The sequence below is a fragment of the Sphingomonas qilianensis genome, from assembly GCF_039614825.1.
Lineage (GTDB): Bacteria > Pseudomonadota > Alphaproteobacteria > Sphingomonadales > Sphingomonadaceae > Sphingomonas > Sphingomonas qilianensis.
Window position 1 is genome coordinate 53,319 of sequence record NZ_JBDIMF010000006.1, and the last position, 23,448, is coordinate 76,766.

Sequence of the window (23,448 nt, forward strand, 5' to 3'; positions counted from 1 at the left end):
CCTAAGTTCAGTTTCCGGCCAGCCGGTTGTGTCCGGCGGTCTTGGCCAAAGCGCCACGGCGGCCGAGTGCCGATCGCAGCATCCGTTCGGACGATGAGGGAGGAGATCGCAGCCTATGCGAAAAGGGCGCACGAGACGAGACTCGGCGCCTTCCTCCGAGAGCAAAGCCCGCCGGACGGAGGCGTTGGTAGCGCAAGGAGGGAGAATTGGCAAGGTAAGCGCGGGTGCGCTCGCCGTGCGGCGCGCTTTTGTGTGAGGGGGTGAAAGGTTGAACCACGACGCCCGATCCCGGATATTAAATCGTTCCCTACCATGAGAGGGGGGGGGCGCCATCCAAGGTGCAGGCGCGCACGCCTCGATCGCCTTTGCTTATTTGGAGTAGGACCAACAACAGGACGTAGGACGTGAAGGCCAAAACAAGAGCTGCGTTTCTTAGAGCCCATCCCTTGTGCTGCTTCTGTGGTGGCAGGGAGGCGTCCACATCGATCGATCATCAGCCGGCGCGTGTATTTTTTCGCGGCAAGCGGATGCCCGACGATTCACTGTTTCCATCCTGTGAATCTTGCCAAGATATATCGCGGTCAGCGGAGGAAGCGATGTCGTTGGTTGTTCTGCCCGTTGCGATGATGGAAGCCGATCATGCTGCATGGCTCACCCGTGTGAATTCCGCCAACGCCAACCGTCCCGCCCTGCTCTCTGATGTCGTTCCCAGCGAGGAATTGGCTGCTGGGCTTCGTTCGCAGATCAGCGCGCCACCTCCCGGCTATACCGGCGAGGACTTTATCACGCTGGACCCCAATGTTTGGAGTCCACACTTTACCATGCTGGCGCTGAAACTAACGCTGGCGATGCACTATCGCTTCATGGGGCGCCCGCTTGGACCATTTGGCCGATTGCTCGCATGGCTGGTTCCGAACGGGCATCATGATCCAGAATGGGATGCGATGTTCGAAGGTGTCGGTATCAAGGCTGAACCTGTTTATCATGGCGGCGAAGACCTCCGCGATCAAATGAACCTCAAGTACCAAGCACTACGCGACCAAGGCACTATGGCAGTCCGGCTCCGTATGCACGAGGCCATGACAATTTACGGGATCACTGCCGAGAACGGTGCAGACCCGCTGCTTGCGGAAATCTCGGATCAGTTGGGTCGACCGTTCGGGCCGGAGGTGGAAGCGGTTGCGCCCTATCGGGCATTCTCCATCGCTGACTTTCCTGTGTTATCGCCGTGGAAGTTCGTCGTAGATTCGTAGCTGCCGTCGTGATCTAACCTAAGGAGCGTCCCCTTTCGCCAATCGAGTGCCAAAAAGGGCTATTCCGGTTTTCACCTTCTATCGCCGTTCACGACCGGCCAAGGCGCGCGGAGCGCCTGAAAGCCGACTGGCCGCTATCAGGCGGTAAAGCTGCCGGTCGCAAATCGCCCATTTGTCGCCGTTTTGGCTTCTTCTTCACTCTTCGTAAGCTGCCGCCTGCTAAGACATGATGGCGTTGAGGAGCTAAGTGAATGAACCGCGTCGTGAAAGTCATAGGCGCGTCAATCGCCTGTGTTCTTCTTGCCCGTGGCGGTTGTGCGATTGCCAACATGGAATGGCAACGCAGGGCGATCCCTGCCAAGCTTGAGACGGGGCTGTTCTATGCGGAAGGTAGCTGCGGGGACATCCTAAGCTATCAAGGAGCTCAGGTCTTCAGTTTGAAGGCACGCACAGTTGCCGCCCTGAAATCTAGAGGGTTAAGCTTCTTCGACGACATCGACACACCTGCCAACCGTGCGCGTCACAAATACTTTGGGGGCAAGTGGCAGAAGACACCGATTTCAGACGCGATTAAGCCTGATGGATCTTTGTACCTCATGCACTGCGCAATGGATCGAAGCTGGAGGTGGCCAACAGGTATACCAGAGGCTGTTCAGCGGGCGGGTGGCTTTTACCAGACAGCAGGAGGGCGCACGCTGATCGTCGTTCCACAGCAGGGCTATGTTGTCGCCATCGCGTCTGATCGATAGGGCGACAAGGTCTGCTTTCCAGCCAATCGCCTTCCGAAACCGCCAGTCCGCAGTCCACCCAGAACACGACATTGCTTGCAATGTTGGATTTCGTCTGAAATGTTCTTAGGCGGTCTTTGATATCGTCAGCTCTGTCGGCTCCTGCCGCCGGACCGCCACGCACGGCGCTCGCTGTTGCGGTGCATCGTGGCGCACGTTGCAGGGCAAGTGTAGCAGACCGCGCGGAGCCGTGCGCCGCTGGAGCGTCACTGTCGCGAAGGTGGTGCTTTAGTGATGCGTCGCAGGCGCGTCACCGGCGCATACGGCAAAAACCCGCGTCAGCGGGTCAACTTTGTCAACATTCGCCGATCCCCAAGTGGTCGGTCGGGCGAATCGCGGTCGCCTTCAATTTACGCCGGTCACCTGCAGCCACATTGTCACCCCGGACTTGGTCCGGGGTCTGCCGCGCGGCAAAAATGGCGGCTGATGATCGAGCGGACGCCTGCGCTACAGTGTATGGAATGGTCCGGTGGGCGGATTGCCCTCCTCACCGCTAGTGCATGCCGGCTCGGCAGACCCCGCAACAGGTCCGGGGTGACGGCGTGTGGGGCGGCTCAGCCCTGAGCGGATCAGCCCCGGGCGGCTCAGCCCCGATGCGCGTCCCGCTCCGCCTTCAGCGCCACTTGCCGCTCGACCAGCTCGATCGCGCGCTGCACCGAGGCCTCGATCGACAGGAAGCTGGTATCCAGCAACGCCGCATCCTGCGCTGCCACCAGCGGCGCCGTGCTGCGGGTCGAATCGCGCAGATCGCGCGCGCGGATGTCCGCCAGCACCTTGTCGAGGCTGAGCGTCGAGCCCTGCGCGCGCAGTTCGGCATGGCGGCGCTTGGCGCGGATCGAGGGGGTGGCGCGGACGAACAATTTGGCGTCGGCGTCGGGCGCGATTACTGTGCCGATGTCGCGCCCGTCGAGCACCGCGCCACCGGGCTGCGCGGCGAAGCGCTTCTGGCGGTGAAACAGCGCCGCGCGGACCAGCGGATGCGCCGAGACGATCGAGGCGAGCTTGCCGACCTCGTCCTGGCGCAACACCGGATCGTCCAGCAACGCATCGTCGAAATCGCACGCCGCCACCGCATCCGCCTCGATGCTGTGATCCAGTTCCATCCGCGTCACCTTCTCCGCCACCGCGCGGTACAGCAACCCGGTATCGAGTTGCGGCAGCCCGAAATGCCGCGCCAGCGCGCGGGCGATCGTGCCCTTGCCCGAGGCGGCGGGTCCATCGACGGCAATGATCATGAGGCAGCCAATTCGGTCGTTTCCTTGAGCGTGTCGAGCGTCGCGAAGAAGATCGGATAGCTGGTGGCGACCGGCGCGACATCGTCGATCGTCACCGGGCCTGCGCAGACCATCGCCGCGACCGCCAGGCTCATGGCGATGCGATGATCGAGCAAAGAGGCGATCGTGCCGCCGCCGGGGAGGGGGGCTCCACCGCTGCCGGTGATCGCCAGCCCATCGTCAAACTCCTCGGTGGCCACGCCGATCGCGCCGAGCGCGGCGACCATCGCGGCGATGCGATCCGATTCCTTGACGCGCAATTCGTGTGCCCCCCGCGCGACCGTGCGCCCGGTGGCGCAGGCGGCGGCGACGAACAACACGGGATATTCGTCGATCATGCTTGGCGCGAGTTCGGGCGGCACCTCGATCGCATGGAGCGGCGCATGGCGCACGCGCAGATCGGCGACCGGCTCGCCGCCCACGGTGCGCGCGTCCTGCTCGGTGATGTCGGCGCCCATCAGCCGCAGCGCGGTGAAGATGCCGGCGCGGGTCGGGTTGAGCCCGACATTGGTGACCAGGATGTCGGAGCCGGGCACGATCGTTGCTGCGACCACCAGGAACGCGGCGGAGGAGGGATCACCCGGCACGACGATATGCTGCGGCTTGAGCTCGGCCTCGCCGACCAGCGAGATGACGCGGCCTTCCGCCGTCTGCTCCACGGTGAGATCCGCGCCGAACCCGGCAAGCATGCGCTCGCTATGATCGCGCGTCGCCACCGGCTCGATCACGCGCGTGATGCCGGGGGTGTTGAGCCCGGCGAGCAGGATTGCGGATTTGACCTGCGCCGAGGCGACCGGAAGCGTGTAGCTGATCGGCACGGCGGGGTTCATGCCCCGCACCATCAGCGGCAGGCGCCCGCCGGGGCTGGCGGTGATATCCGCGCCCATCTGCGACAGCGGTTCGATCACCCGCGCCATTGGGCGGGCGGAGAGCGAGGCATCGCCGGTCAAGGTCGCGGTGATGGCATGGCTGGCGATCAGGCCCATCAGCAGGCGGGTCGAGGTGCCGGAATTGCCCATCTCCAGCGCCTGCGCCGGCTGCATCAGCCCGCCGACGCCGACGCCGTGGACATGCCACACGCCGTCTTCGTCGCGCGTGATCTCCGCGCCCATCTGGCGCATCGCCGCGGCGGTGGCCAGCACGTCCTCGCCCTCCAGCAGCCCCTCGATGCGGCTTGTCCCCACCGCCAGCGCCGACAGCATCAGCGCGCGGTGGCTGATCGACTTGTCGCCGGGGACGCTGACTCGGCCGGTGAGCGGGCCGGAACGATGGATGGTGCGGGGGGTGGGGGCGGGGTGTGGCATCGGCCCTGCGCTTTGACAGTGCGCTTGTGCTATGGCAAGGCGCGCCCCACTTTGCTGAGTATCCCTTAGCAAACTCCCGAATTTCGAAAGGTTCAACCAAGCCATGGTCAAGGCCGAATGGGGCACGAAGCGCACGTGCCCGAAATGCGCAACGCGCTTCTACGATCTGGGCAAGGAAGATCCGGTCACCTGCATCGAATGCAGCTCGACCTGGACGCCCGAACCGATCCTGAAATCCAAGCAGCCGCTGCCGTTCGAGCAGGCCAAGCCTGAGCTGGTCAAGAAGGACGACGATCTCGCCGGCGACGACGAGGATATCGACACCGGTGAAGACGAGGAGCCCTCGCCCGACGACGAGGTCGATCTCGGCGGTGACGACGATCTGGGCGTGGAAACGCCGGTCGAGCAGGACGAGCATTAAGTTAATCGGCAAGCGGTGTTCGACACCGCTTGCCAAAGCGGCGAGGCCCGTTTAGGGGCAGCGCCTTCCCGGGGCCAACCCACCCGGGAGATGGGGCCGTAGCTCAGCTGGGAGAGCGTTCGCATGGCATGCGAAAGGTCAGGGGTTCGATCCCCCTCGGCTCCACCATTTCCCTAATTCTATCTATAAATGCGGGTACGCCCGCCGCCCGGGATCGCCGAAGCGCAGTTCAGGCCGCGTCCGCCGCCTGCGTCGTCCAGCCGAGCCGCGGGATGGTGATCGAGCGCTTGCCGGCCAGATCGATGCGCGTCACGAACATGTTGCGCCCCTCGATATAGCTCATCACGCGCCGCGCCCGGCCGAGCGAGCTGGTGCCGTAAATCCGCGCCACGTCATGGTCGGTCGGGCACAGATCGCCATCGCGTGCGGCGCGGGCGATGAGCAGGAACGCGCCCAGCATGTCATCGGGCAGATCCTGCGCGATCTCGATCACCGGCGCCCATTCCTCCTCCAGCCCGTCGAAAATGCCCGCCCGGGCGGCGGCCAGGCGGCGGGCAAAGGCCGACAGATCGAGCGGCGAACGCTGCACGCCGACCATGCGGCAGCGCACCTGAAAATCCTGGAACAGCACCGCCGCCGAGCGCGATGCACCCTCGTCGTCGGCGACGATCGCGCGCAGCACATCGGCGGTGACCTGCGCGGTGTCGATCTCGGGCTGGTCGGGCAGCGAGGAGGGGGCGGGGGGCGCGTCCTCGTCCATATCGCCCAGCACTTGCTCGACCGGCGCCGGTTTGGGCGCGCGCGCAGGCATGACGAATTGCGGCTGTTCCGCCTCCGCCGCCAGCATGTCCTGCATGTCGCGGCCCGGTTTGGCGGGGAGCGGGGTGAGGATCGGGCTGCCGCTTCGCGCCGATGTTTCGACCGCGCCGATGCGGATCGAGACCGGGCGGCGCGACACGGCGGGGCCGAGCGCCAGGAAGGTGCCGCGCGCAAGATCGCGAATCGCCTCGGCCTGGCGGCGTTCCATGCCGAGCAGATCCGCCGCGCGCGCCATGTCGATATCGAGGAAGGTGCGGCCCATGAGGAAGTTGGAGGCCTCGGCAGCGACGTTCTTGGCCAATTTGGCGAGCCGCTGCGTGGCGATGACGCCGGCCAGCCCGCGTTTGCGCCCGCGGCACATCAGGTTGGTCATCGCGGCGAGCGATGCCTTGCGCACATCCTCGGCCACATCGCCGCCGACCGATGGCGCAAAGACCTGCGCTTCGTCGACGATCACCAGCGCGGGATACCAATGCTCGCGCGGGGCATCGAACAATGCCCCCAGAAAGGCCGCGGCGCAGCGCATCTGGCCTTCGGCATCGAGACCTTCGAGATCGAGCACCACCGAAGCGCGCGATTCGCGGCAGCGCGCGGCGAAGCGGACGATCTCGACCACCGAATAATTGACTGCCTCTACCACGACATGGCCGTACGGCTCGGCGAGCGTGACGAAATCACCTTCGGGATCGATGATGATCTGCTGCACATGGCCGGCGCTCTTTTCGAGCAGGCGGCGCAGCAGATGTGATTTGCCCGATCCGGAATTGCCTTGCACCAGCAAGCGGGTGGCGAGGAGCTCCTCGAGGTCCATGGACACGGGGCTGCCGCCCGAATCCATTCCCATATCCACCTGTACCGTCATGCTGGGCGCTGTGGCCGATGCGGGCGGGGCGGGGCAAGGGGTAAGGCACGAGGCAGGAATGTTTGCCAATGCTGCGGGGCCTATGCGGCGTCCCAAGTCTGTACAATGCCGCCGCGCAAAGCGCTTGTCGGGATAGTAAACAACTAGTTAACTCTCGCCCATGTCCAGCCCGAATCTCTCCGTCATCGCGCCGCGCCACCCGATCCGCGCGCGTCTCATCCGTGCGCCGCGCGTCAAGCGCGCCAACCCTGATGACAGCGATCTCAAGCTGTTTGCGCTGAGCTTCACTGCTTTCTTCATCTGCATCTACACGCTGATCTTCTGAATTCGCCCTGGCGCAGGCCGCGGCTGAGCAATGCGCGTCGCCCCAGCGAAAGCTGGGGTCTCGTGCGTTTCCTGCCCCCTATGCCGCATGAGATCCCAGCGTTCGCTGGGATGACGATGGGCAGAGGCTAATAGCGACTTAGTCGCAGGCCTTGTGCAGCTTGTGCGCCAGCCAGGCCGCGACGAGGCACATCGCGGCGACGAGCAGCAGCATGTCCTCCGGGGTGACACCGAGCGAGGAGATGAAAATCACCGCCACCGCACCGATCGTCATCGACGTGCAGTTGACCACGTTGTTGGCCGCGACGGTGCGCGCGGTCTGGTCTTTGGTCACCGTTGTGGTGAGAAAAGCGTAGAGCGGCACGACGAACATGCCGCCGGTGACGGCGATGGCCAGCAGCGACAGCATCACCGGAATGGCGCTCGGCTGGGCGATGAAATCTCGCCAGTCGTAGAGCTGGCCGGGGGCGGCGGGAGTCCACATCCGGACCAAGGTCGAGAAGATGACGACGCACACGCCCATGGCGATCACCGATGCCGCGCCGTATTTGGCCGAGATCCGGCCCTTGAGCAGGCTGTTGATGACCACCGACCCGATGGCGATGCCGATCGACAGCGTGGCGGTGAACAGGCTGGCAACCTCCTGCGTGGTGGTCAGCAGGTTTTTTACCAGCGGCGGGAAGATGATGATCAGCACGGCGCCGATCGTCCAGAAAAAGCTGATCGCGCAAATCGCCAGGAACAGCCGGGGGATATGCATCGTCGCGCTGATCAGCCGCCACGATGAGGTGATCGGGTTGTAATTGATCTCCAGATTCGCGCCCTCGCGTGGCGCGGGAGGAACTTCGCGACCGGCGAACCAGCCGATCCCGGCAACCACGAGAACGGCAATCGCCGCCGTTTCGATCGATATGTATCCAGCGAGAATCGTGCCCATCAGGATGGCGATATAGGTGCCCGCTTCGACCAGCCCGGTGCCGCCAAGCACGTCATTCTTGCCGAGATGCTGCGGCAAAATGGCGTATTTGATCGGGCCCAGGAATGTTGAGTGCACGCCGAGCAGGAATACTGCGCCGAGCATGAAGACAATGCCCGCCTGGGTATGCCCGGCCTTGGCCAGCAACAGACCAGCAGCGCCGACCAACATGATGAGGATTTCCGCCGTCTTCACGATGCGGATGATCTTCGCTTTGTCGTTGGTGTCGGCCAGTTGCCCGGCCAACGCCGAAAACAGGATGAACGGTAGTGTCGACAGACCGGTGGCTAGCGCGTTGAACCCTTGCTCGGCCTTGGCATCGTTGAAGATGTTGTAGGTGGCGAACAGCACCATCGCCTGCTTGAACAGATTGTCGTTGAACGCGCCAAGAAACTGGGTGGTGAACAACGGCAGGAAGCGGCGCTCTTTGAGAAGGCCGAGCGCATTGAGCATGGTCGAAAATGGCCTTTGATGTGGCGATACCGTGGCCGCGGCATAGCCGAGCGGATGTATGAGCGGCAACCGCTATCGCTGTGCCGCGGGCCGCTGGGGTTTCGCCAGCGGCCCGGCGGGTATAGGGCAAGGTGATGTGGACGCTGCCCAATCTCCTCACCCTGTCACGAATCGTGGCGATCCCGTTGCTCGCTGCCTTGTTGTGGTGGCCCGGTTGGGCGGACGGCTATCTCGCCGGGTTCGTCCTGTACTGCCTGATGGGCATCACCGATTATTTCGACGGCTATCTGGCCCGCGCGCAGGGCGCCGTTTCAAAACTCGGCGTGTTCCTTGATCCGATCGCCGACAAGATCATGGTGGCGGCGGTGATCCTGCTGCTGGTCGGTACCCGCGATGCGCAACCGGCGCTGATCCCCGGCATCCACCAGATCGCCGCGCTCGTCATCCTGCTGCGCGAGATCGCCGTTTCGGGCCTGCGTGAATTCCTGGCGCAATTGCAGGTTTCCGTGCCGGTCTCCAAGCTCGCCAAATGGAAGACGACGCTACAGCTCGTGTCGCTCGGCGGGCTGATCCTGGCCGGCGGATTGCCCGCCTGGCCTGCGCTACAGACGATTTCGCTGGCGGCCTTGTGGGCGGCGGCGGTGCTGACCGTGATCACCGGCTGGGATTATCTCCGCGTCGGCCTGAAGCATATGGACTGATCATGGCGCTGGATGTGCTGTATTTCGCCTGGGTGCGTGAAGCGGTGGGCGCCGGGCAGGAGCGCGTCGATCCGCCCGCCGGCACCGACACGGTCGCCGCGCTGATCGACTGGCTGGCGACGCTAAGCGCGGGCCACGCGCAGGCGCTGGCCGATCGCACGCGGCTGCGCGCGGCGGTAGATCAGCTGTTCGTGGGCACCGACGCGTCGATCGTCGGCGCGCGCGAAGTGGCGATCTTCCCTCCGGTAACCGGCGGATGATCCGCGTCGTCGTCAATACGGACGCAATCGACATCGCGCGGGAAATGAGCGTGATCGAGGCGGACGGGGCGGGGGCCGTAGCAACGTTCAGCGGGCTGGTGCGGGCCGATGACGGCGTGGGCACGCTCGAGCTTGAACATTACCCGGGCGCAACCAATGCGGCGCTGGTCGGGCTGGCGGAACTAGCAAAGGCGCGCTGGTCGCTGCTGGCCGCGACGATCGTCCACCGCGTGGGGGTGATGCATCCCGGGGAGCGCATCGTGTTCGTGGGCGTCAGCGCGCCGCATCGCGCGGCGGCGCTGGAGGCGTGCGCCTTCCTGATCGATCGGCTGAAGACCGAGGCGCCGTTCTGGAAGCGCGAAACCCGCGGGGCCGATGCCCAGTGGGTAGAACCGCGCGACAGCGACGATGCCGCCGCCGCGCGGTGGAGCGCTTAGGTCAGCTTCGGCAGCAGCACGCCGTTAACGACATGGACGATGCCGTTCGACTGGCGCACATCGGGCGTTTCGACATAGCTCTTGTTGCCATGCACATCCGTCAGGCTGAGCGCGTTGTTGACGAACTCAGCGACCAGCGGCTCACCTTCGACGGTGGTCAGCGTGGCCTTGCCGCCGCCGGCGGTGATCTGCGCCTTCAACTGCTCAGCCGAGATGCTGCCGGCCACGACGTGATAAGTCAGCGCCTTGGTCAGCAGTGCCTTGTTCTCCGGCTTGAGCAACGTATCGACGGTGCCCGGGGCGAGGCGACCGAACGCATCGTTAGTGGGTGCGAACACGGTGAATGGACCAGGGCCGGACAGCGTTGCGGAAAGCTCGGCGGCCTGTACGGCCTTGACCAAGGTCGTCAGATTGGGTGCGGCGGCTGCGTTGGCGACGATCGTGTTGGTCGCCTCCATTTTTACGCCGCCGACATCGGGGTTCGGTACAGCCGCAGCATGCGCAGCCTGAGCGGTGGGCGCTGCGGGCGCGGCGGTTGGTGCTGTCGTCGTCTGGGCCGAAACGGTGCCGATCGAGAACGCTGCAACCAGCGCGACGAGGGGAAGTTTGGTGTAGGACGTCATGAAATTCTCCGGATTGTTTGGCGCGCCTTCAGGCCTAGCGCACCCCAGAAATACGATTCAACCGGCAATTTGTTTCACTTATGCGCAATCAGCGCGCCTCGGCGAGTACCTTGGCGAGCAGCTGAAAGTCCTTTTCGCGCGGGGAAGCGCGGCGCCAGACGAGTGCGATCTGGCGCGATGGGCTGTCCGCCTCCAGCGGCCGCGCGGTAAGCCCCGTATGATCGAGAATGCCTGCCTTGAGCGCCATTTCGGGCAGCAATGTCACCCCAAGGCCGTTATCAACCATTTGCACGATGGTGTGCAGCGACGTGCCCAGCATCGTCGCCTCGGCGCGTATTTCCGGGCGGTTGCAGGCGGCGAGCGCGTGATCCTTGAGGCAATGGCCGTCTTCGAGCAGCAATAGGCGCGTCTCATCGATATCGCGCGCGCGGATCGTCGGCATGTCGCCGCCCAGCTCCGCCGGGGTCCCTGCGACGAACAGCCGATCGTGGAACAGCAGCGCGCTGGCCACGTCGCCGCAGGTATAGGGCAGCGCCAGCAGCACGCAATCGGTGCGCCCGTTCTGCAGGCCCTCGCACGCCGCGCCGCTCGGCTCCTCGCGTAGGAACAGTTTGAGATCGGGATAATTCTCGCGCAGCCGCGGCAGGATGCGCGGCAGCATGAAGGGCGCGATCGTCGGGATCACGCTCATGCGCATGTCGCCCGACAGCGGCCGCCCGGCGGCGCGCGCCATATCGCCCAGTTCATCGGCCTCGCGCAGCACGATGCGCGCCTTATCGGCGATGCGATCGCCCAGCGGCGTAAAACGCACCACGCGGCGCGTGCGCTCGACCAGCACGACGCCGATCAGCGTCTCGAGCTCGCGGATGCCGGCCGACAGCGTGGATTGCGTGACGAAACACGTTTCGGCGGCGCGCCCGAAATGCCCGGCGTCTTTCAACGCGACGAGATACTGCAGCTGTTTCAGGGTCGGCAGGTAAGTCGCCATTATCGTTCCAATCGATCAACCGGCGCTAAATAACCTGTTGGATCGATTAAAAGCTATCCTATATATCAAAGGTAACAATGACAGTGCCAGCCAAGGCGCTGCGAGGGGGTGCATCTGCAAAGGCCGATTTTCTCAGAGAAAGGCCTCACCCATGCTTACCATCGGCGACAAACTCCCCGACTTCACCATCCCCGTTCAGCAGGGCACCTCGGCGCTCCCCGCCGGCGAGACGCTCAGCCAGGATGCATTCCCGGGCAAGTGGAAGGTGCTGTTCTACTGGCCAAAGGATTTCACTTTCGTCTGCCCGACCGAGATCGTCGGCTATGCCGGCCTCAAGGGCGATTTCGAGGATCGTGATGCCGTGCTGATCGGTGCCTCGACCGATACTGCGCACGTCCACCTCGCCTGGCGCAAGTCGGATCCCGATCTGGCCGCAGCCGATTTCCCGTGGCTGGCGGATAACGGCGCGGTGCTGGCATCGCAGCTCGGCATCGTCGACAAGAACGAGCATGTCGCGTTCCGCGCCACGTTCATCATCGATCCCGACAACGTGATCCAGGCGGTGCAGGTCAACGGGCTGAACGTCGGCCGCAACCCCGCCGAGACGCTCCGCGTGCTCGACGCGCTGCAGACCGACGAGCTGTGCCCATGCAACTGGAACAAGGGCGACGACGTCCTCCATCTGGCGGCGTAATCGATACCGGCCGGGGCAATTGCCCCGGCCATTCTCCGTCACCCCAGCGCAAGCCGGGGTCTTTATGAGGCGCGCGGAGCGACGGCCCCATCGAGACCCCGGCCTGCGCTGGGGTGACGCGTTTATGGATAGGAAGCACCATGTCACTCAAGGATTTCGCCGGGACGCTCCCGGATTACGCCAAGGATATCCGGCTCAATGTCGGCTCGCTGCTCAACGAGACGCATCTGCCCGATCAGCAGAAATACGGTTTGTTGCTGACCTGCGCGCACGGCTCGGGCTATAAGCCGCTGGTCGATGCCGCCGAAGCCGAATGCGCGGGCAAGCTGACCCTCGAAGCCGCGACCGCGGCGCGCGCCGCAGCGGCGGTGATGGCGATGAACAACGTCTATTATCGTTTCACGCATCTCGCAGGGAATGACGAATATCAGCGCATGCCGGCCAAATTGCGCATGAACGTGATCGGCCAGCCGGGCATCGACAAGGTCGATTTCGAGCTGTTCAGCCTGGCCGTCAGCGCGATGAACGGCTGCGGCATGTGCATCGACAGCCATGAGCAGATCCTGAAAAAGGCCGGCGTCACGGCGGAGGCGATCCAGACCTCCGTGCGCATCGGCGCGGTGATGAAGGCCGTGGCGACCGTGCACGCATCGGTGAACTGATCGTCTTGGGAACAGCAGGCGTCATCCCAGCGCAAGCTGGGATCTTTGCGGGGCGGGCGATGCGCTCGCCCCGCGGAGACCCCAGCTTCCGCTGGGGTGACCATTGGCTTGGGGTAGTGCCCGCCTACTTGACCGCCTGATACAGATTGAACGCGCTGGTCAGCGTGAGGATCACGCCGACCAGGAACATCAGGCGCTGTGCCGGCACGCGTTTGGCGAGCAACGCACCGAACGGTGCGGCGATGACGCCGCCGATCAGCAGCCCCAGCGTCGCCAGCGTGAATGCTTCCCAGCCGAGCTGCGTGATGAACGTGGCGGAGATCGTCGTCGTCAGGAAGAACTCGGCGGTGTTGACGGTGCCCACGGTCATCCGCGGCGAGGCGCCCTGCACCAGCAGATTGGAGGTCACCACCGGCCCCCAGCCGCCGCCGCCGGCGGCATCGAGGAAACCGCCGATCAGGCCCAGCGGCTCGACCACCTTGGGCTTGCGTTCCTTCGCCGGATAATGCGTCGAACGCCACAGCAGATACAGGCCGATGCTCGCCAGATAGGCAAGGATATACGGCTTCACGGCCGCCGCATCGAGATTGGACAGCACATAGGCGCCGATCACACCGCCGATCACGCCCGGGATCATCAAACGGAAAAACATCCGCCAATTGACGTTGCGATGGATCGTGTGGCTGATGCCCGAGACCGCGGTGGTAAACGTCTCCACCGTGTGGACCCCGGCCGAGGCCATGGCGGGGGGCACGCCGAGCCACAACAGCAGGCTGTTGGAGATAACGCCAAAGGCCATGCCGAGCGCCCCATCCACCATCTGCGCGGCGAAACCGACCGCAATAAACGGCAGAATCGCCTCGATGGTGGTGATCGAAAAATACGGGCTCAAGGCAATCCCCACACGGCGTTATCCCCTCTCGATTGCGTAGCAGCGCAAATCCTACAAGCAAGATAGGGTTTGCGGCGGGAAACTTCCCATGGGGCGGTGCTTTAAATCGCCGATCGGAGCGCCTAGATTGCGTACGACGCATACAGGGGCAGACGACGCACATGGGGCTGATCGCCTATCTCGATTCGATCAAGGCGCGCGATCCGGCGCCGCGATCGCGGCTGGAAATCCTGACCTATCCGGGCGTGTGGGCGCTTGGCTATCACCGTATCGCGCACCGCCTGTTCAGGGCCAACTGGTTCTTCCTGGCGCGGCTCGTCAATCACTGGTCGCGCATGCTGACCGCCATCGATATCCATCCCGGTGCCACGATCGGGCGCAATTTCTTCATCGATCACGGTTTCGTGGTGATCGGCGAGACCGCGCATATCGGCGACAACGTCACGATCTATCAATGCGTGACGCTGGGCGGCACCAGCCCGGACAATGGCGTGGCGGGCAAGCGGCACCCGACGCTGTCGGATGGCGTGATCATCGGCTCGGGCGCGCAGGTGTTGGGGCCGATCATCGTCGGCAAGGGCGGGCGTGTCGGCGCCAACGCGGTGGTCACCAAGGATGTCCCCGAAGGCGCGGTGATGGTCGGTATCCCGGCACGCGCGACGATGGTCGAGGGCGGGCGCAAGGAGCCGGGCTTCCTCGCCTATGGCACGCCGTGCAGCGACATGTTCGATCCGGCAACGCAGAAGGTCGAAATGCTGCGCTGCGAACTGGAGACGATGCGCAAGCGGCTCGACGCGCTGCTGGCAGAGAATGACACGCTGCGGGATCGCGCCTGAGTGGGCGTTGTAACGCCCTTTCCATTGCCGTTTCGCGGGCCGACGCAGGTCGGCTTTGAACGCGCCGAGCTGAACCGCATCCTCGATCTTTATGGCCGCATGGTCTCGGCCGGGCATTGGAAGGATTATGCCATGGATCTGGGTCGCGACGCGGCGATCTTCTCGGCCTTTCGCCGAGCGGCCGAGCGGCCCGAATTTCGCATCGAGAAGCGCCCGGCGCTGCGCAATCGCCAGGGCATGTGGGCACTGATCGGCGAGGCGGGCGTGGTGCTGAAGCGCGGGCAGGAGCTGGCGGCGGTACTGGCGCCGGTCGAACGGCGGCTGATGAAGCTGGTGGCGGAGTGAGCGCCTAGATAGGGCGTCATCCCAGCGAAAGCTGGGATCTCATGGAGCGGGCGCTGCGCCGCCCAATTGAGACCCCAGCTTTCGCTGGCGTGACGTTCGCGATCAGGCGCTCGCCATCGCCAACCCCGATACCGGCGGCAAGCGGCGGCCGAGATCCCCCAGCGTACCCACCACCAGCCCACGCATGCGATGCCAAAAAGCCGAAAGCACGAGCAGCGCTGAGCCGATGATCAGCCCGGTAATTGCCGCACCAAGCTCGACCGCGCCGGCCGAACGGATGATCGCATACATCGCATACAGCACGTAGACGAGGCTCGAGACGAGCAAGGCGCGGCGATCGATGGCCAGCGCGATGAAGCCGAACAGCAGGTATAGCGCGAGCACGATCACGCCCATGCCCACGCCGCTGTTATGATCGAACACGCCGAGCATCTGGAACACCGAGTGCGCGATCATCGGGGCGGCGGCGAGGTGCAGCCAGAAGGCCACATCGGCGCGCCGCGTGAGCCGTCTGGAGTCGGACAGGTCCCACCACATGGCGAGCGCGAACACCGCCAGCCCGGCGGCGAGCAGGATCGGGTAGATCGCCTCGCGCGTCGCCGGAACCGCGGCCATGACCAGCGACACCGCGGTGCCGACCAGCGCCACAGCGCCGGCGGCGATCGTGATCGGCACCATGAAGCGCCGCCAGTGCAGCCATGCCGCGCCCGCCGTGAGGAGTCCGATGCCGGCGCTGATGATCGCCTGCGTCTGCTGCGAGACATCGGCCTGCGTATCGATCAGCAGGCCCAGCAGCGTTGCCGCCACGCCGCCGGTAAAGCCCAGCAACAACAGGATGCTGGGCAAGGCCATCCGGCGCCGGCGGGTGAAATATTCGCCGAGCAACCATGATGCGCCAGCAACCGCCGCGCCACCCAGGGCCACCGAATAGGTTGATCCGATCTGCGCCAACGCCACCAGCAGCAAAGCGATGGCGATCGACACGAAGATATCGTTGAAGCCGGTAAGCAGCCGGAAGCTTTCCTCGTCCACCGCCGGCGCGTCGCGCGTTACCGCGATATGCGCGCGCAGCGCGGCGGCGGCCTGCGGGCTGATCGCCCCGGCCACGACGGCGCCCTCGATGTCGCTTTCGCTATACATGATCGATCCCTGTGTTGCTGGCTGAGGATGACATGGGTGGCTTAGCTTGGCAATACACCTTTGGGCCGCCGCTGCGCGCGGCGGAGGCTTAAGCCCCCTGCAGCTTCTTCAGGATGCTCATCGATTGCTCAGCGCCGTTCTGCGGCACCATTTCCCCGCTGCGATCGGTAATCGCGGCCCAATGCGCCGCGATCCCCTCGGGCGAGAGGTCATCGCCGCTGAGCAATGCACCCTGCGTCAGCGTGACATAGGCGGCCTGGAACACGCCGGCGCCGGCGCCGATAATCATGTTGGTGGGCGCGTCCTCCGACACCAGATACAGGGCGGCGGGCGCTACCTTGTCGGGCGAGAAGGCCGCGAAGGCTTCGGCGGGGAAGATGTCCTCGGTCATGCGCGTGCCCGCGGTCGGCGCGATGGTGTTGACCTTGATGTTGTTCTTGGCGCCCTCAATGGCGAGCGTCTTGGTCAGCCCGGCCAGCCCGAGTTTGGCCGCGCCATAATTGGCCTGCCCGAAATTGCCGTACAATCCGGTCGACGAGGCGGTCATCAGCACACGGCCATAATTTTGCGCGCGCATCACATCCCACGCCGCCTTGGTGACGTTGGCCGAGCCATTCAGATGAACATCAACGACGAATTTGAAGTCGGCTGGCTCCATCTTGGCGAAGCTCTTGTCGCGCAGCACGCCGGCATTGTTGATGACGATATGCACGCCGCCCCACGCTTCCTGCGCCTTGGCGACCATCTCGACCATCTGTTCATAGTCGGTGACGCTGCCGCCATTGGCCATCGCGATGCCGCCGGCTGCCTCGATCTCCGCAACGACGCTTAGCGCGGCATCGGACTGGCCGGCGCCGTCGCGCGCGGCGCCGAGATCGTTGACCACCACCTTGGCGCCGCGCTTGGCGAGGTCGAGCGCATAGGCGCGGCCCAGACCACCACCAGCGCCGGTGACGATCGCGACACGGTCATCAAAACGAATGGACATAAAAAGAGCGCTCCCCAAATATGGTGCCAAATATGGTGAGCGCATTCCTAGGCGATCGAGCGCCGGTAGCAAGGGCGGACGCCGTGCAGCATCCGCCCGCGCAGATTACTTGCCGCCGCGCTGGATGCAGCCGTCGGTCACGGTCTTCGAGCAGCGCGGATAGCTTTCCTTGGGAGCTGGCGCCGGGGTCACCGTCGGCGCACCCATCGTCATGGTCGTCGTAGTGCTGGTCGCTGGGGCCGGCATGGCGGGATCGGCGGGTGCAGCCGGCATGGCCGGATCGGTGGCAGGGGCCTGCATGGCGGGGTCTGCCGCTGGCGGGGTCGTCTGAGCGAATGCCGGGGCAGCGAACGCCAATGCGGCGATGAGCATGATCTTCATGGAAGTCTCCTCTAGAACGGTCACGCCAACGCGGCGATGGGGGGCAAACGCACGTTCGGCGGCATGGCTCCATCGTTACGGCAACGATTCGTCTTCTATGCGCCAGTATCCAGCGCATAACCGGCCGAGCGCACCGTGCGGATGATGTCCGGCCGGTCCTCGCCGTTGATCGCCTTGCGCAGGCGCCGGATGTGCACGTCAACGGTGCGCGATTCGATATCGCTGTCATGCCCCCACACCGCATCGAGCAGACGCTCACGGCTGAACACCCAGCCCGGATGCTCCAGGAAATGCTTCAGCAAGCGGAATTCCGTTGGTCCGAGCGGGACGACTTCGCCGCCACGACGGACCTTGTGGCCCACCGTGTCCATCTCGATATCCGAGTAGGTCAGTTGCTCGCCGGCCAGCGCCGGGCGGACGCGGCGCAGCACCGCGCCGACACGCGCGACCAGTTCGCGCGGTGAGAACGGCTTGGTGACATAATCGTCCGCGCCGGTTTCCAGCCCGCGGACGCGGTCTTCTTCTTCGCCACGCGCCGTCAGCATGATGATCGGCACGTTCTGCGTCTCGGGCATGCGGCGCAGGCGGCGGCATACTTCGATGCCGGACAGACTTTCGACCATCCAGTCGAGCAGCACGATGTCGGGGGTTTTTTCCTTGGCCAGCAGCAGCGCCTCCTCGCCATCGGGGGTGTGCGCGATCTCGAAATCCTCACGCTTGAAATGGTAGACGAGCAGCTCGGCGAGTGCCGCATCGTCTTCCACCAATAGCATTCGTGCGCGTGCCATATCAGATCTCCCCCGTCTGTGGTGCGCCGCGGTCGCGCTCTACCATATGCTGCCCCGTGGCGGCAAAATAGACCATCTCCGCGACATTGGTCGCGTGATCCCCGACCCGTTCGAGATTCTTGGCGATGAACAGCAGATGCGCCATCTGGCCGATCGTGGCCGGATTTTCCATCATGTGCGTGACGAGCACGCGGAACAGGCTGTTGTAGAAATCATCCACCTGGCGATCGCGCTGGCACACGTCGAGCGCGGCTTCGGCATCGCGTGCGGCAAACGCATCGAGCACATCGTGCACCATGCTGATGGCCAGGTTGGCCATCGCGGGCAGGATCGATAACGGCGCGAGATCGCCGTGATTTTCGACCAGCGGCACGCGCTTGGCGATATTCTTGGCGTAATCGCCAATGCGCTCGATCACGCCGCCGATCTTGATCGCGGCGACCACTTCGCGCAGGTCGTCCGCCATCGGGGCGCGCAGCGCGATGATCTGTACGGCGAGCTGCTCGACCTTCATCTCGATCGCATCGATTGCCTTGTCGCCAACGACGATTTGCGCCGCGGCCTCCAGATCGTGCCGGGTGAGCGCCTGCACGGCATCGCGGATCGCCTGCTCGGCCAGACCGCCCATCTGCGCGATCAGCGCGCGCAGCTCGCCGATATCCTGATCGAAGGCTTTTACGGTATGCGTGTTCACGGTGCCGTTCCTCTCAGCCGTAGCGGCCGGTGATGTAATCCTTGGTGCGCTCCTGGCGCGGATTGGTGAAGATGTCCGACGTGTTGCCGTATTCGACCAGGGTGCCGAGATGGAAGAAGGCGGTGCGCTGCGAGACGCGCGCCGCCTGCTGCATGTTGTGCGTGACGATGACGATCGCGTAGCGACCTTTCAGTTCGTGGATCAGCTCTTCGATGCGCGCGGTGGCGATCGGATCGAGCGCGCTGCACGGCTCGTCCATCAGGATCACTTCGGGATCGACCGCGATGGCGCGGGCGATGCACAGCCGCTGCTGCTGGCCGCCGGACAGCGCGGTGCCGCTTTCGGTCAGCCGATCCTTGACCTCGTCCCACAGCCCGGCGCGCTTGAGCGATTTTTCGACGATCGCGGCGAGATCGGTCTTGTTGGCGGCCAAACCGTGGATGCGCGGGCCATATGCGACGTTTTCGAAGATCGATTTGGGAAACGGATTGGGCTTCTGAAACACCATGCCGACGCGCGCGCGCAGCTGCACCACGTCCATTTCGGGCGCGTAGATATCGGCGCCGTCCAGGCGTATGTCGCCCGTTACCCGCGCGCTGGCGACGGTATCGTTCATGCGGTTGAGCGTGCGCAGGAACGTCGATTTGCCGCAGCCCGATGGGCCGATGAACGCGGTGACCTCATCCTGGTCGACATCGATCGAGACGTCGTTGATCGCTTGTTTGGCCCCGTAGAACACGTTGACGTGATGGGCGGACATTTTGATGGTCATGACCAGCGGGTCTCGAATTTGTTGCGGAGATAGATGGCGAGCCCGTTCATCGCGAGCAGGAAGACGAGCAGCACGATGATCGCCGCGCTGGTCTTCTCGATAAAGCCGCGATTGACCTGATCGGACCACAGGAAGATCTGCACCGGCAGCACGGTCGCCGGATCGGTGATGCGCGCCGGCGGTGAGACCATGAAGGCGCGCATGCCAATCATCAGCAACGGCGCGGTTTCGCCGAGCGCGCGCGCCATGCCGATGATCGTGCCGGTGAGGATGCCGGGCAGCGCCAGGGGCAGAACGTGGTGGAATACGACCTGGATCGGGCTGGCGCCGACCGCCAGCGCGGCATCGCGGATCGATGGTGGCACGCTCTTGATCGCGTTCCGCCCGGCGATGACGATGACCGGCATGGTCATCAGCGCCAGCGTCAGGCCGCCGACCAACGCCGCCGAGCGGGGCAGGTGGAACACGTTGAGGAACACAGCCAGGCCAAGCAGACCGAAGATGATTGAGGGAACCGCGGCAAGATTGTTGATCGAGACTTCGATCAGATCGGTCCAGCGGTTCTTGGGCGCATATTCCTCGAGATACAGCGCCGACAGCACGCCGATCGGGAAAGCGATCAGCAGCGTGACCAGCATGGTATACAGCGAGCCCTTGAGCGCGCCCCAGATGCCCACGGTGGTGGGATCGGTCGAATCCGATGCGGTCAGGAAATTGGGGTTGAAGCTGGTGGAGATCAGTTTCTGCGCCTCAAGTTCGGCAACGATCGCCTCTGCTTCTGCTGATCCCTGGCCCTTGGCGGCAATATCCAGCGAATCGGATGCGGGCACGTCGATCGTCGCCACGCCTTGCAGCAGCTTGGGATCGGCCTTGACCGCGGCGCGCACGCGCAGCCACGCGCCGTCGGACAGCAGTTTATAGCCGTCGGTGCCGAATTGCGCGGTGGCAGCCGCATCGGTGGCGCGTTCGATGCCCGCGGCGGCAAGCGCAAAATCGGCGCCGGGGCCGGCGAGCCGCGCCGGATCGAGCGTCAGCCCGGCCGCCGGGAAATCGACGCGCAGCTTGAGCTGCGTCTGCGTGAAGCCACCAAGACCGTTGCTCAGCATGGTGATGAGCAAAAAGGCGAGGAACCCGGCCGACATGATCACTGCCGCCAGACCGAAGAAGCGGAAGCGCCGTTCCGAGGCATAGCGCTTGCGGATGCGGCGCTGCATCGAATCGGTGCGCCAATCGGTCGGCGCGCGCTCGGCGAGCGGCGTCGATGCCAGCGGCAGGCCGGGGACGAGCGTGTCAGTCATAGGCTTCGCGGTACCGTTTGACGACGCTGAGCGCGACGATGTTGAGCAGTAGAGTGATGACGAACAGCGTGAGGCCGAGCGCGAAGGCGGCGAGCGTCTTGGGGCTGTTGAATTCCGCTTCGCCGGTGAGCAGATCAACGATCTGCTTGGTCACCGTGGTAGCGCTGGCGAACGGGTTGAGCGTCATCGTCGCCACGCCCGAGGCAGCCATCACGACAATCATCGTCTCGCCGATCGCGCGGCTGATCGCCAGCAGGATGCCGCCGACGACGCCCGGCAGCGCGGCGGGCAGCACGACCTTGCGGATCGTCTCGCTGCTGGTCGCGCCCATGGCCAGGCTGCCGTCGCGCATCGAAGCGGGCACCGCGGCGATCGAATCGTCTGCCATGGAGGAGACGAAGGGAATGATCATTACCCCCATGACGAGTCCGGCGGCCAGCGCGCTTTCCGAGCTGGCCCAGCTGATGCCCATCGACACGGCGAGATCGCGCACCGCGGGGGCGACCGTGAGCGCAGCGAAATAGCCATAAACCACGGTGGGCACGCCGGCGAGCATTTCGAGGATCGGCTTCATCCAGCGGCGCACGCGCGGCGCGGCATATTGCGTCAGATAGATCGCGCTCATCAGCCCGAACGGGATGGCGACGATCATCGCGATCACCGCGCCGATGAAGAACGTGCCCCAGAATAACGGTACCGCGCCGAGCGACGCGCCGGGATCGCGCGCCGAGATCACCTGTGGGCTCCAATGCGTGCCGAACAGGAAATCGGTGATCGGCACGATGCGGAAGAATCGCCACGATTCGAACAGTAACGAGGCGACGATGCCGACGGTGGTGAGGATTGCGATCAACGATGCGGCGAGGAGGAGGAGCATCACCACGCGCTCGATCTTGCTGCGCGCACGATAGTCGGCGCGGACGCGGGTATAGGCCCAGGCGCCGCAAGCGAAGGCGAGCAGCAGCGCGACGGCGCTGCCGATCCAGTCGTATCGCGATCGCGCCGCAGCGTAAGCCGGGGAGAGCGTCTGCGCCAAGGGATGAAACGCGCCGAAGCTGCGGCCCTCCGCCAGATTGCGCGCCTCGGACAGGATCGCCGCGCGTTCGAACCCCTGGGGCGGAAGCTGTTGCGCCGCCGGGTTGGTCAGCACCAGATCGGTGACCAACGCGGGCGAGGTGAATGCCCATATGGCGATGAACAGGGCGGCGGGCAGCACGGTCCACAACGCGACATGCGTCGCGTGATGCGAGGGCAGCGAACCGAAGCGGGCGCTGGTCTGGCGGCGGAAACTGACCGCGCGAACGCGCGCTGACAACCAGCCGATCAGGCCGAGCCCGATGATGAGGAAGAACAGGGTTAGGCCGGACATCAGTGAAGCTGCTTTGCATCGAGCAGCGTGCCGTTCGCCACCACCGCCGCGGCGGCGGCGCGGACCTCGGGCGGTGCGGCGATCAGCCCCTTGGCGGTCAGCGGACCGCCGGGGTTCCATGCTGCCACATAGGCTTTAAGGAAATTGGCCAGAAAGGGAATGGCGGTCAGGTGCGCCTTCTTGGCATAGATGAACAGCGGTCGTGATCCGGGATATTGGCCGTCGGCGATCGCCGCATAGGTCGGCACCACGCCGTTGAGCGGCACGCCGTTCACATTGTCGCGATTCTCTTCGAGATAGGAATAGCCGAAGATGCCGATCGCATTGGGGTTTGATTGCAGCTTTTGGACGATGAGATTGTCGTTCTCGCCGGCGTCGATATAGGCGCCGTCTTCGCGGATGCGGTTGCACAAAGCGGCATAGCCGTCCTTGTCGCTGTCCTTCATCGCCTCGGCCTGCGGGACTTCGGCGGCGCAGCCCGTGTCGAGGATCAATTCGGTCAGCGCGTCGCGCGTGCCGCTGGTTGAGGGCGGGCCGTAAACCTGGATGGGCGTCGCCGGCAGCGCAGGATTGATGTCGCTCCACAATCGGCTGGTATTGCGCCGGCCGCCTGGTGCGGCGGCAAGCGCGCGATATATTTCGGCCGGGGTCAGCGTCATCTTGGGGCCGTTCTTGGCCTCGGCAAACGCGATCCCATCCAGCCCGACCTGGATTTCCAGAATATCGCTCACGCCGTTGGCGGCGCAGGCCTTATATTCCGACGCCTTCATCCGGCGCGAGGCGTTGACGATATCGGGATGCGCCGCGCCGATGCCCTCGCAAAACAATTTCATGCCGGAGCCGGTGCCGGTCGATTCGATTACTGGCGCCTTGGCCCCCGGCGTGCCGTTGACGAACTGTTCGGCCACGATCGTGGTGAAGGGATAGACCGTCGAGGAGCCCACAGCGGTTATATAGTCCCGTGAGCCCGCGCCGCCGCCGCTTGCCTGATCGGCACACGCGGAGACGCTCAGCGCGACGATGGATAAAGCGAGGAACCTCAGCACGAAATAGCGTCTCCAGCGAAAGGCGTTTATCGGCCCGGCATGGATCGCCTAGCACCGCGA

27 protein-coding genes and 1 tRNA gene are annotated in these 23,448 nt (G+C 64.5%); 12 read left to right on the plus strand and 16 right to left on the minus strand.

Annotated elements, in window-relative coordinates:
* The first annotated feature begins 404 nt into the window (after positions 1–404).
* Both ABC969_RS13285 and ABC969_RS13290 read left to right on the plus strand, forming a co-directional pair.
* Entirely contained in the window at positions 405–1,253 is an 849-nt protein-coding gene (locus tag ABC969_RS13285) for a hypothetical protein (RefSeq protein WP_345865536.1), read from the plus strand.
* A gap of 251 nt (positions 1,254–1,504) precedes the next feature.
* Positions 1,505–2,002: a hypothetical protein gene (locus ABC969_RS13290; RefSeq protein WP_345865537.1), complete on the plus strand. Its 498-nt coding sequence runs from the start codon at positions 1,505–1,507 to the stop codon at positions 2,000–2,002.
* 623 nt (positions 2,003–2,625) lie between these two features.
* Here the strand turns inward: ABC969_RS13290 and ABC969_RS13295 are convergent.
* Positions 2,626–3,276, minus strand: a complete 651-nt coding sequence (locus tag ABC969_RS13295) for a (d)CMP kinase (protein ID WP_345865538.1) — start codon at positions 3,274–3,276, stop codon at positions 2,626–2,628.
* Complete coding sequence (gene aroA / locus ABC969_RS13300; protein WP_345865539.1) at positions 3,273–4,619, minus strand: 3-phosphoshikimate 1-carboxyvinyltransferase; 1,347 nt, start codon at positions 4,617–4,619, stop codon at positions 3,273–3,275. Before aroA ends, ABC969_RS13295 begins: the two co-directional genes overlap by 4 nt.
* Before the next feature lie 103 nt (positions 4,620–4,722).
* On the opposite strand from aroA, the gene ABC969_RS13305 reads away from it, so the two are divergent.
* Both ABC969_RS13305 and ABC969_RS13310 read left to right on the plus strand, forming a co-directional pair.
* The gene (locus tag ABC969_RS13305) at positions 4,723–5,040 is read left to right on the plus strand and encodes an FYDLN acid domain-containing protein (RefSeq protein ID WP_332706317.1); all 318 of its coding nucleotides are present in this window, start codon (positions 4,723–4,725) and stop codon (positions 5,038–5,040) included.
* Between the two features lie 92 nt (positions 5,041–5,132).
* A tRNA-Ala gene (locus ABC969_RS13310) sits at positions 5,133–5,208 on the plus strand.
* Between the two features lie 61 nt (positions 5,209–5,269).
* Here ABC969_RS13310 and ABC969_RS13315 read toward each other — a convergent pair.
* The gene (locus tag ABC969_RS13315; protein ID WP_345865541.1) at positions 5,270–6,721 is read right to left on the minus strand and encodes an ATP-binding protein; all 1,452 of its coding nucleotides are present in this window, start codon (positions 6,719–6,721) and stop codon (positions 5,270–5,272) included.
* A 160-nt stretch (positions 6,722–6,881) separates the two neighbouring features.
* On the opposite strand from ABC969_RS13315, the gene ABC969_RS13320 reads away from it, so the two are divergent.
* Positions 6,882–7,046: a hypothetical protein gene (locus tag ABC969_RS13320; protein ID WP_345865543.1), complete on the plus strand. Its 165-nt coding sequence runs from the start codon at positions 6,882–6,884 to the stop codon at positions 7,044–7,046.
* A 138-nt stretch (positions 7,047–7,184) separates the two neighbouring features.
* Here ABC969_RS13320 and ABC969_RS13325 read toward each other — a convergent pair whose 3' ends face one another.
* Positions 7,185–8,474, minus strand: coding sequence for an MFS transporter (locus ABC969_RS13325; protein WP_345865859.1), 1,290 nt, complete (start codon positions 8,472–8,474; stop codon positions 7,185–7,187).
* 134 nt (positions 8,475–8,608) lie between these two features.
* On the opposite strand from ABC969_RS13325, the gene pgsA reads away from it, so the two are divergent.
* From pgsA to ABC969_RS13340, 3 genes are read left to right on the plus strand one after another with little or no spacing between them, the layout of a single operon-like run.
* A complete protein-coding gene (gene pgsA / locus ABC969_RS13330) occupies positions 8,609–9,175 on the plus strand; it encodes a CDP-diacylglycerol--glycerol-3-phosphate 3-phosphatidyltransferase (RefSeq protein WP_345865545.1) in 567 nt (188 codons plus the stop codon).
* A 2-nt stretch (positions 9,176–9,177) separates the two neighbouring features.
* A complete protein-coding gene (moaD, locus tag ABC969_RS13335) occupies positions 9,178–9,435 on the plus strand; it encodes a molybdopterin converting factor subunit 1 (protein WP_345865547.1) in 258 nt (85 codons plus the stop codon).
* Positions 9,432–9,872, plus strand: coding sequence for a molybdenum cofactor biosynthesis protein MoaE (locus ABC969_RS13340; protein ID WP_345865548.1), 441 nt, complete (start codon positions 9,432–9,434; stop codon positions 9,870–9,872). Before moaD ends, ABC969_RS13340 begins: the two co-directional genes overlap by 4 nt.
* Here the strand turns inward: ABC969_RS13340 and ABC969_RS13345 are convergent.
* Complete coding sequence (locus ABC969_RS13345; RefSeq protein ID WP_345865550.1) at positions 9,869–10,495, minus strand: fasciclin domain-containing protein; 627 nt, start codon at positions 10,493–10,495, stop codon at positions 9,869–9,871. The two genes, ABC969_RS13340 and ABC969_RS13345, sit on opposite strands and share 4 nt — an antisense overlap.
* An 88-nt stretch (positions 10,496–10,583) precedes the next feature.
* Complete coding sequence (locus ABC969_RS13350) at positions 10,584–11,483, minus strand: hydrogen peroxide-inducible genes activator (RefSeq protein WP_345865552.1); 900 nt, start codon at positions 11,481–11,483, stop codon at positions 10,584–10,586.
* Positions 11,484–11,634: 151 nt separating this feature from the next.
* Here ABC969_RS13350 and ABC969_RS13355 point away from each other — a divergent pair, with 151 nt between their 5' ends.
* Both ABC969_RS13355 and ahpD read left to right on the plus strand, forming a co-directional pair.
* Positions 11,635–12,177, plus strand: coding sequence for a peroxiredoxin (locus ABC969_RS13355; protein WP_345865553.1), 543 nt, complete (start codon positions 11,635–11,637; stop codon positions 12,175–12,177).
* A 140-nt stretch (positions 12,178–12,317) separates the two neighbouring features.
* On the plus strand, positions 12,318–12,839 hold the full coding sequence (gene ahpD, locus ABC969_RS13360; RefSeq protein ID WP_345865555.1) for an alkylhydroperoxidase, AhpD family: 522 nt from the start codon (positions 12,318–12,320) through the stop codon (positions 12,837–12,839).
* Positions 12,840–12,963: 124 nt separating this feature from the next.
* Here the strand turns inward: ahpD and ABC969_RS13365 are convergent, their stop codons facing one another.
* Positions 12,964–13,731, minus strand: a complete 768-nt coding sequence (locus tag ABC969_RS13365; protein ID WP_345865557.1) for a sulfite exporter TauE/SafE family protein — start codon at positions 13,729–13,731, stop codon at positions 12,964–12,966.
* A gap of 161 nt (positions 13,732–13,892) precedes the next feature.
* Here ABC969_RS13365 and epsC point away from each other — a divergent pair, with 161 nt between their 5' ends.
* Positions 13,893–14,567 carry a serine O-acetyltransferase EpsC gene (gene epsC / locus ABC969_RS13370; protein WP_345865558.1) on the plus strand — a complete coding sequence of 225 codons (675 nt, stop codon included), beginning with the start codon at positions 13,893–13,895 and terminating at the stop codon, positions 14,565–14,567.
* A complete protein-coding gene (locus tag ABC969_RS13375) occupies positions 14,568–14,912 on the plus strand; it encodes a DUF2794 domain-containing protein (RefSeq protein ID WP_345865559.1) in 345 nt (114 codons plus the stop codon). It begins immediately after the preceding gene.
* Between the two features lie 102 nt (positions 14,913–15,014).
* Here the strand turns inward: ABC969_RS13375 and ABC969_RS13380 are convergent, their stop codons facing one another.
* The 9 genes from ABC969_RS13380 to ABC969_RS13420 form a co-directional block, all read right to left on the minus strand.
* On the minus strand, positions 15,015–16,052 hold the full coding sequence (locus ABC969_RS13380) for a hypothetical protein (protein WP_345865561.1): 1,038 nt from the start codon (positions 16,050–16,052) through the stop codon (positions 15,015–15,017).
* Between the two features lie 88 nt (positions 16,053–16,140).
* Positions 16,141–17,040, minus strand: a complete 900-nt coding sequence (locus ABC969_RS13385; protein ID WP_345865562.1) for an SDR family NAD(P)-dependent oxidoreductase — start codon at positions 17,038–17,040, stop codon at positions 16,141–16,143.
* Between the two features lie 105 nt (positions 17,041–17,145).
* A complete protein-coding gene (locus ABC969_RS13390; protein WP_345865564.1) occupies positions 17,146–17,421 on the minus strand; it encodes a hypothetical protein in 276 nt (91 codons plus the stop codon).
* Positions 17,422–17,516: 95 nt separating this feature from the next.
* A complete protein-coding gene (gene phoB, locus ABC969_RS13395) occupies positions 17,517–18,209 on the minus strand; it encodes a phosphate regulon transcriptional regulator PhoB (protein ID WP_261292443.1) in 693 nt (230 codons plus the stop codon).
* A gap of 1 nt (position 18,210) precedes the next feature.
* Complete coding sequence (gene phoU / locus ABC969_RS13400; protein ID WP_345865567.1) at positions 18,211–18,903, minus strand: phosphate signaling complex protein PhoU; 693 nt, start codon at positions 18,901–18,903, stop codon at positions 18,211–18,213.
* Between the two features lie 13 nt (positions 18,904–18,916).
* A complete protein-coding gene (pstB, locus tag ABC969_RS13405) occupies positions 18,917–19,675 on the minus strand; it encodes a phosphate ABC transporter ATP-binding protein PstB (protein WP_345865568.1) in 759 nt (252 codons plus the stop codon).
* A complete protein-coding gene (pstA, locus tag ABC969_RS13410; RefSeq protein WP_345865569.1) occupies positions 19,672–20,973 on the minus strand; it encodes a phosphate ABC transporter permease PstA in 1,302 nt (433 codons plus the stop codon). Before pstA ends, pstB begins: the two co-directional genes overlap by 4 nt.
* The gene (pstC, locus tag ABC969_RS13415; protein ID WP_345865571.1) at positions 20,966–22,342 is read right to left on the minus strand and encodes a phosphate ABC transporter permease subunit PstC; all 1,377 of its coding nucleotides are present in this window, start codon (positions 22,340–22,342) and stop codon (positions 20,966–20,968) included. The genes pstA and pstC overlap by 8 nt, the downstream gene beginning before the upstream one ends.
* Positions 22,342–23,385, minus strand: a complete 1,044-nt coding sequence (locus ABC969_RS13420) for a substrate-binding domain-containing protein (RefSeq protein ID WP_380808141.1) — start codon at positions 23,383–23,385, stop codon at positions 22,342–22,344. Before ABC969_RS13420 ends, pstC begins: the two co-directional genes overlap by 1 nt.
* Between the last annotated feature and the right edge of the window lie 63 nt (positions 23,386–23,448).

Bases quoted from the DNA above. Each gene is read 5' to 3' on its own strand.
- ABC969_RS13380 (WP_345865561.1), bottom strand. From the start codon at position 16,052: ATGTATAGCGAAAGCGACATCGAGGGCGCCGTCGTGGCCGGGGCGATC.
- pgsA (WP_345865545.1), top strand. From the start codon at position 8,609: ATGTGGACGCTGCCCAATCTCCTCACCCTGTCACGAATCGTGGCGATC.
- phoB (WP_261292443.1), bottom strand. From the start codon at position 18,209: ATGGCACGCGCACGAATGCTATTGGTGGAAGACGATGCGGCACTCGCC.
- ABC969_RS13305 (WP_332706317.1), top strand. From the start codon at position 4,723: ATGGTCAAGGCCGAATGGGGCACGAAGCGCACGTGCCCGAAATGCGCA.
- epsC (WP_345865558.1), top strand. From the start codon at position 13,893: ATGGGGCTGATCGCCTATCTCGATTCGATCAAGGCGCGCGATCCGGCG.
- ABC969_RS13345 (WP_345865550.1), bottom strand. From the start codon at position 10,495: ATGACGTCCTACACCAAACTTCCCCTCGTCGCGCTGGTTGCAGCGTTC.
- pstC (WP_345865571.1), bottom strand. From the start codon at position 22,342: ATGTCCGGCCTAACCCTGTTCTTCCTCATCATCGGGCTCGGCCTGATC.
- ABC969_RS13290 (WP_345865537.1), top strand. From the start codon at position 1,505: ATGAACCGCGTCGTGAAAGTCATAGGCGCGTCAATCGCCTGTGTTCTT.
- ABC969_RS13320 (WP_345865543.1), top strand. From the start codon at position 6,882: ATGTCCAGCCCGAATCTCTCCGTCATCGCGCCGCGCCACCCGATCCGC.
- ABC969_RS13355 (WP_345865553.1), top strand. From the start codon at position 11,635: ATGCTTACCATCGGCGACAAACTCCCCGACTTCACCATCCCCGTTCAG.
- ABC969_RS13350 (WP_345865552.1), bottom strand. From the start codon at position 11,483: ATGGCGACTTACCTGCCGACCCTGAAACAGCTGCAGTATCTCGTCGCG.
- ABC969_RS13295 (WP_345865538.1), bottom strand. From the start codon at position 3,276: ATGATCATTGCCGTCGATGGACCCGCCGCCTCGGGCAAGGGCACGATC.
- aroA (WP_345865539.1), bottom strand. From the start codon at position 4,619: ATGCCACACCCCGCCCCCACCCCCCGCACCATCCATCGTTCCGGCCCG.
- ahpD (WP_345865555.1), top strand. From the start codon at position 12,318: ATGTCACTCAAGGATTTCGCCGGGACGCTCCCGGATTACGCCAAGGAT.
- ABC969_RS13385 (WP_345865562.1), bottom strand. From the start codon at position 17,040: ATGTCCATTCGTTTTGATGACCGTGTCGCGATCGTCACCGGCGCTGGT.
- moaD (WP_345865547.1), top strand. From the start codon at position 9,178: ATGGCGCTGGATGTGCTGTATTTCGCCTGGGTGCGTGAAGCGGTGGGC.
- ABC969_RS13390 (WP_345865564.1), bottom strand. From the start codon at position 17,421: ATGAAGATCATGCTCATCGCCGCATTGGCGTTCGCTGCCCCGGCATTC.
- ABC969_RS13315 (WP_345865541.1), bottom strand. From the start codon at position 6,721: ATGACGGTACAGGTGGATATGGGAATGGATTCGGGCGGCAGCCCCGTG.
- pstA (WP_345865569.1), bottom strand. From the start codon at position 20,973: ATGACTGACACGCTCGTCCCCGGCCTGCCGCTGGCATCGACGCCGCTC.
- ABC969_RS13325 (WP_345865859.1), bottom strand. From the start codon at position 8,474: ATGCTCAATGCGCTCGGCCTTCTCAAAGAGCGCCGCTTCCTGCCGTTG.
- ABC969_RS13340 (WP_345865548.1), top strand. From the start codon at position 9,432: ATGATCCGCGTCGTCGTCAATACGGACGCAATCGACATCGCGCGGGAA.
- pstB (WP_345865568.1), bottom strand. From the start codon at position 19,675: ATGACCATCAAAATGTCCGCCCATCACGTCAACGTGTTCTACGGGGCC.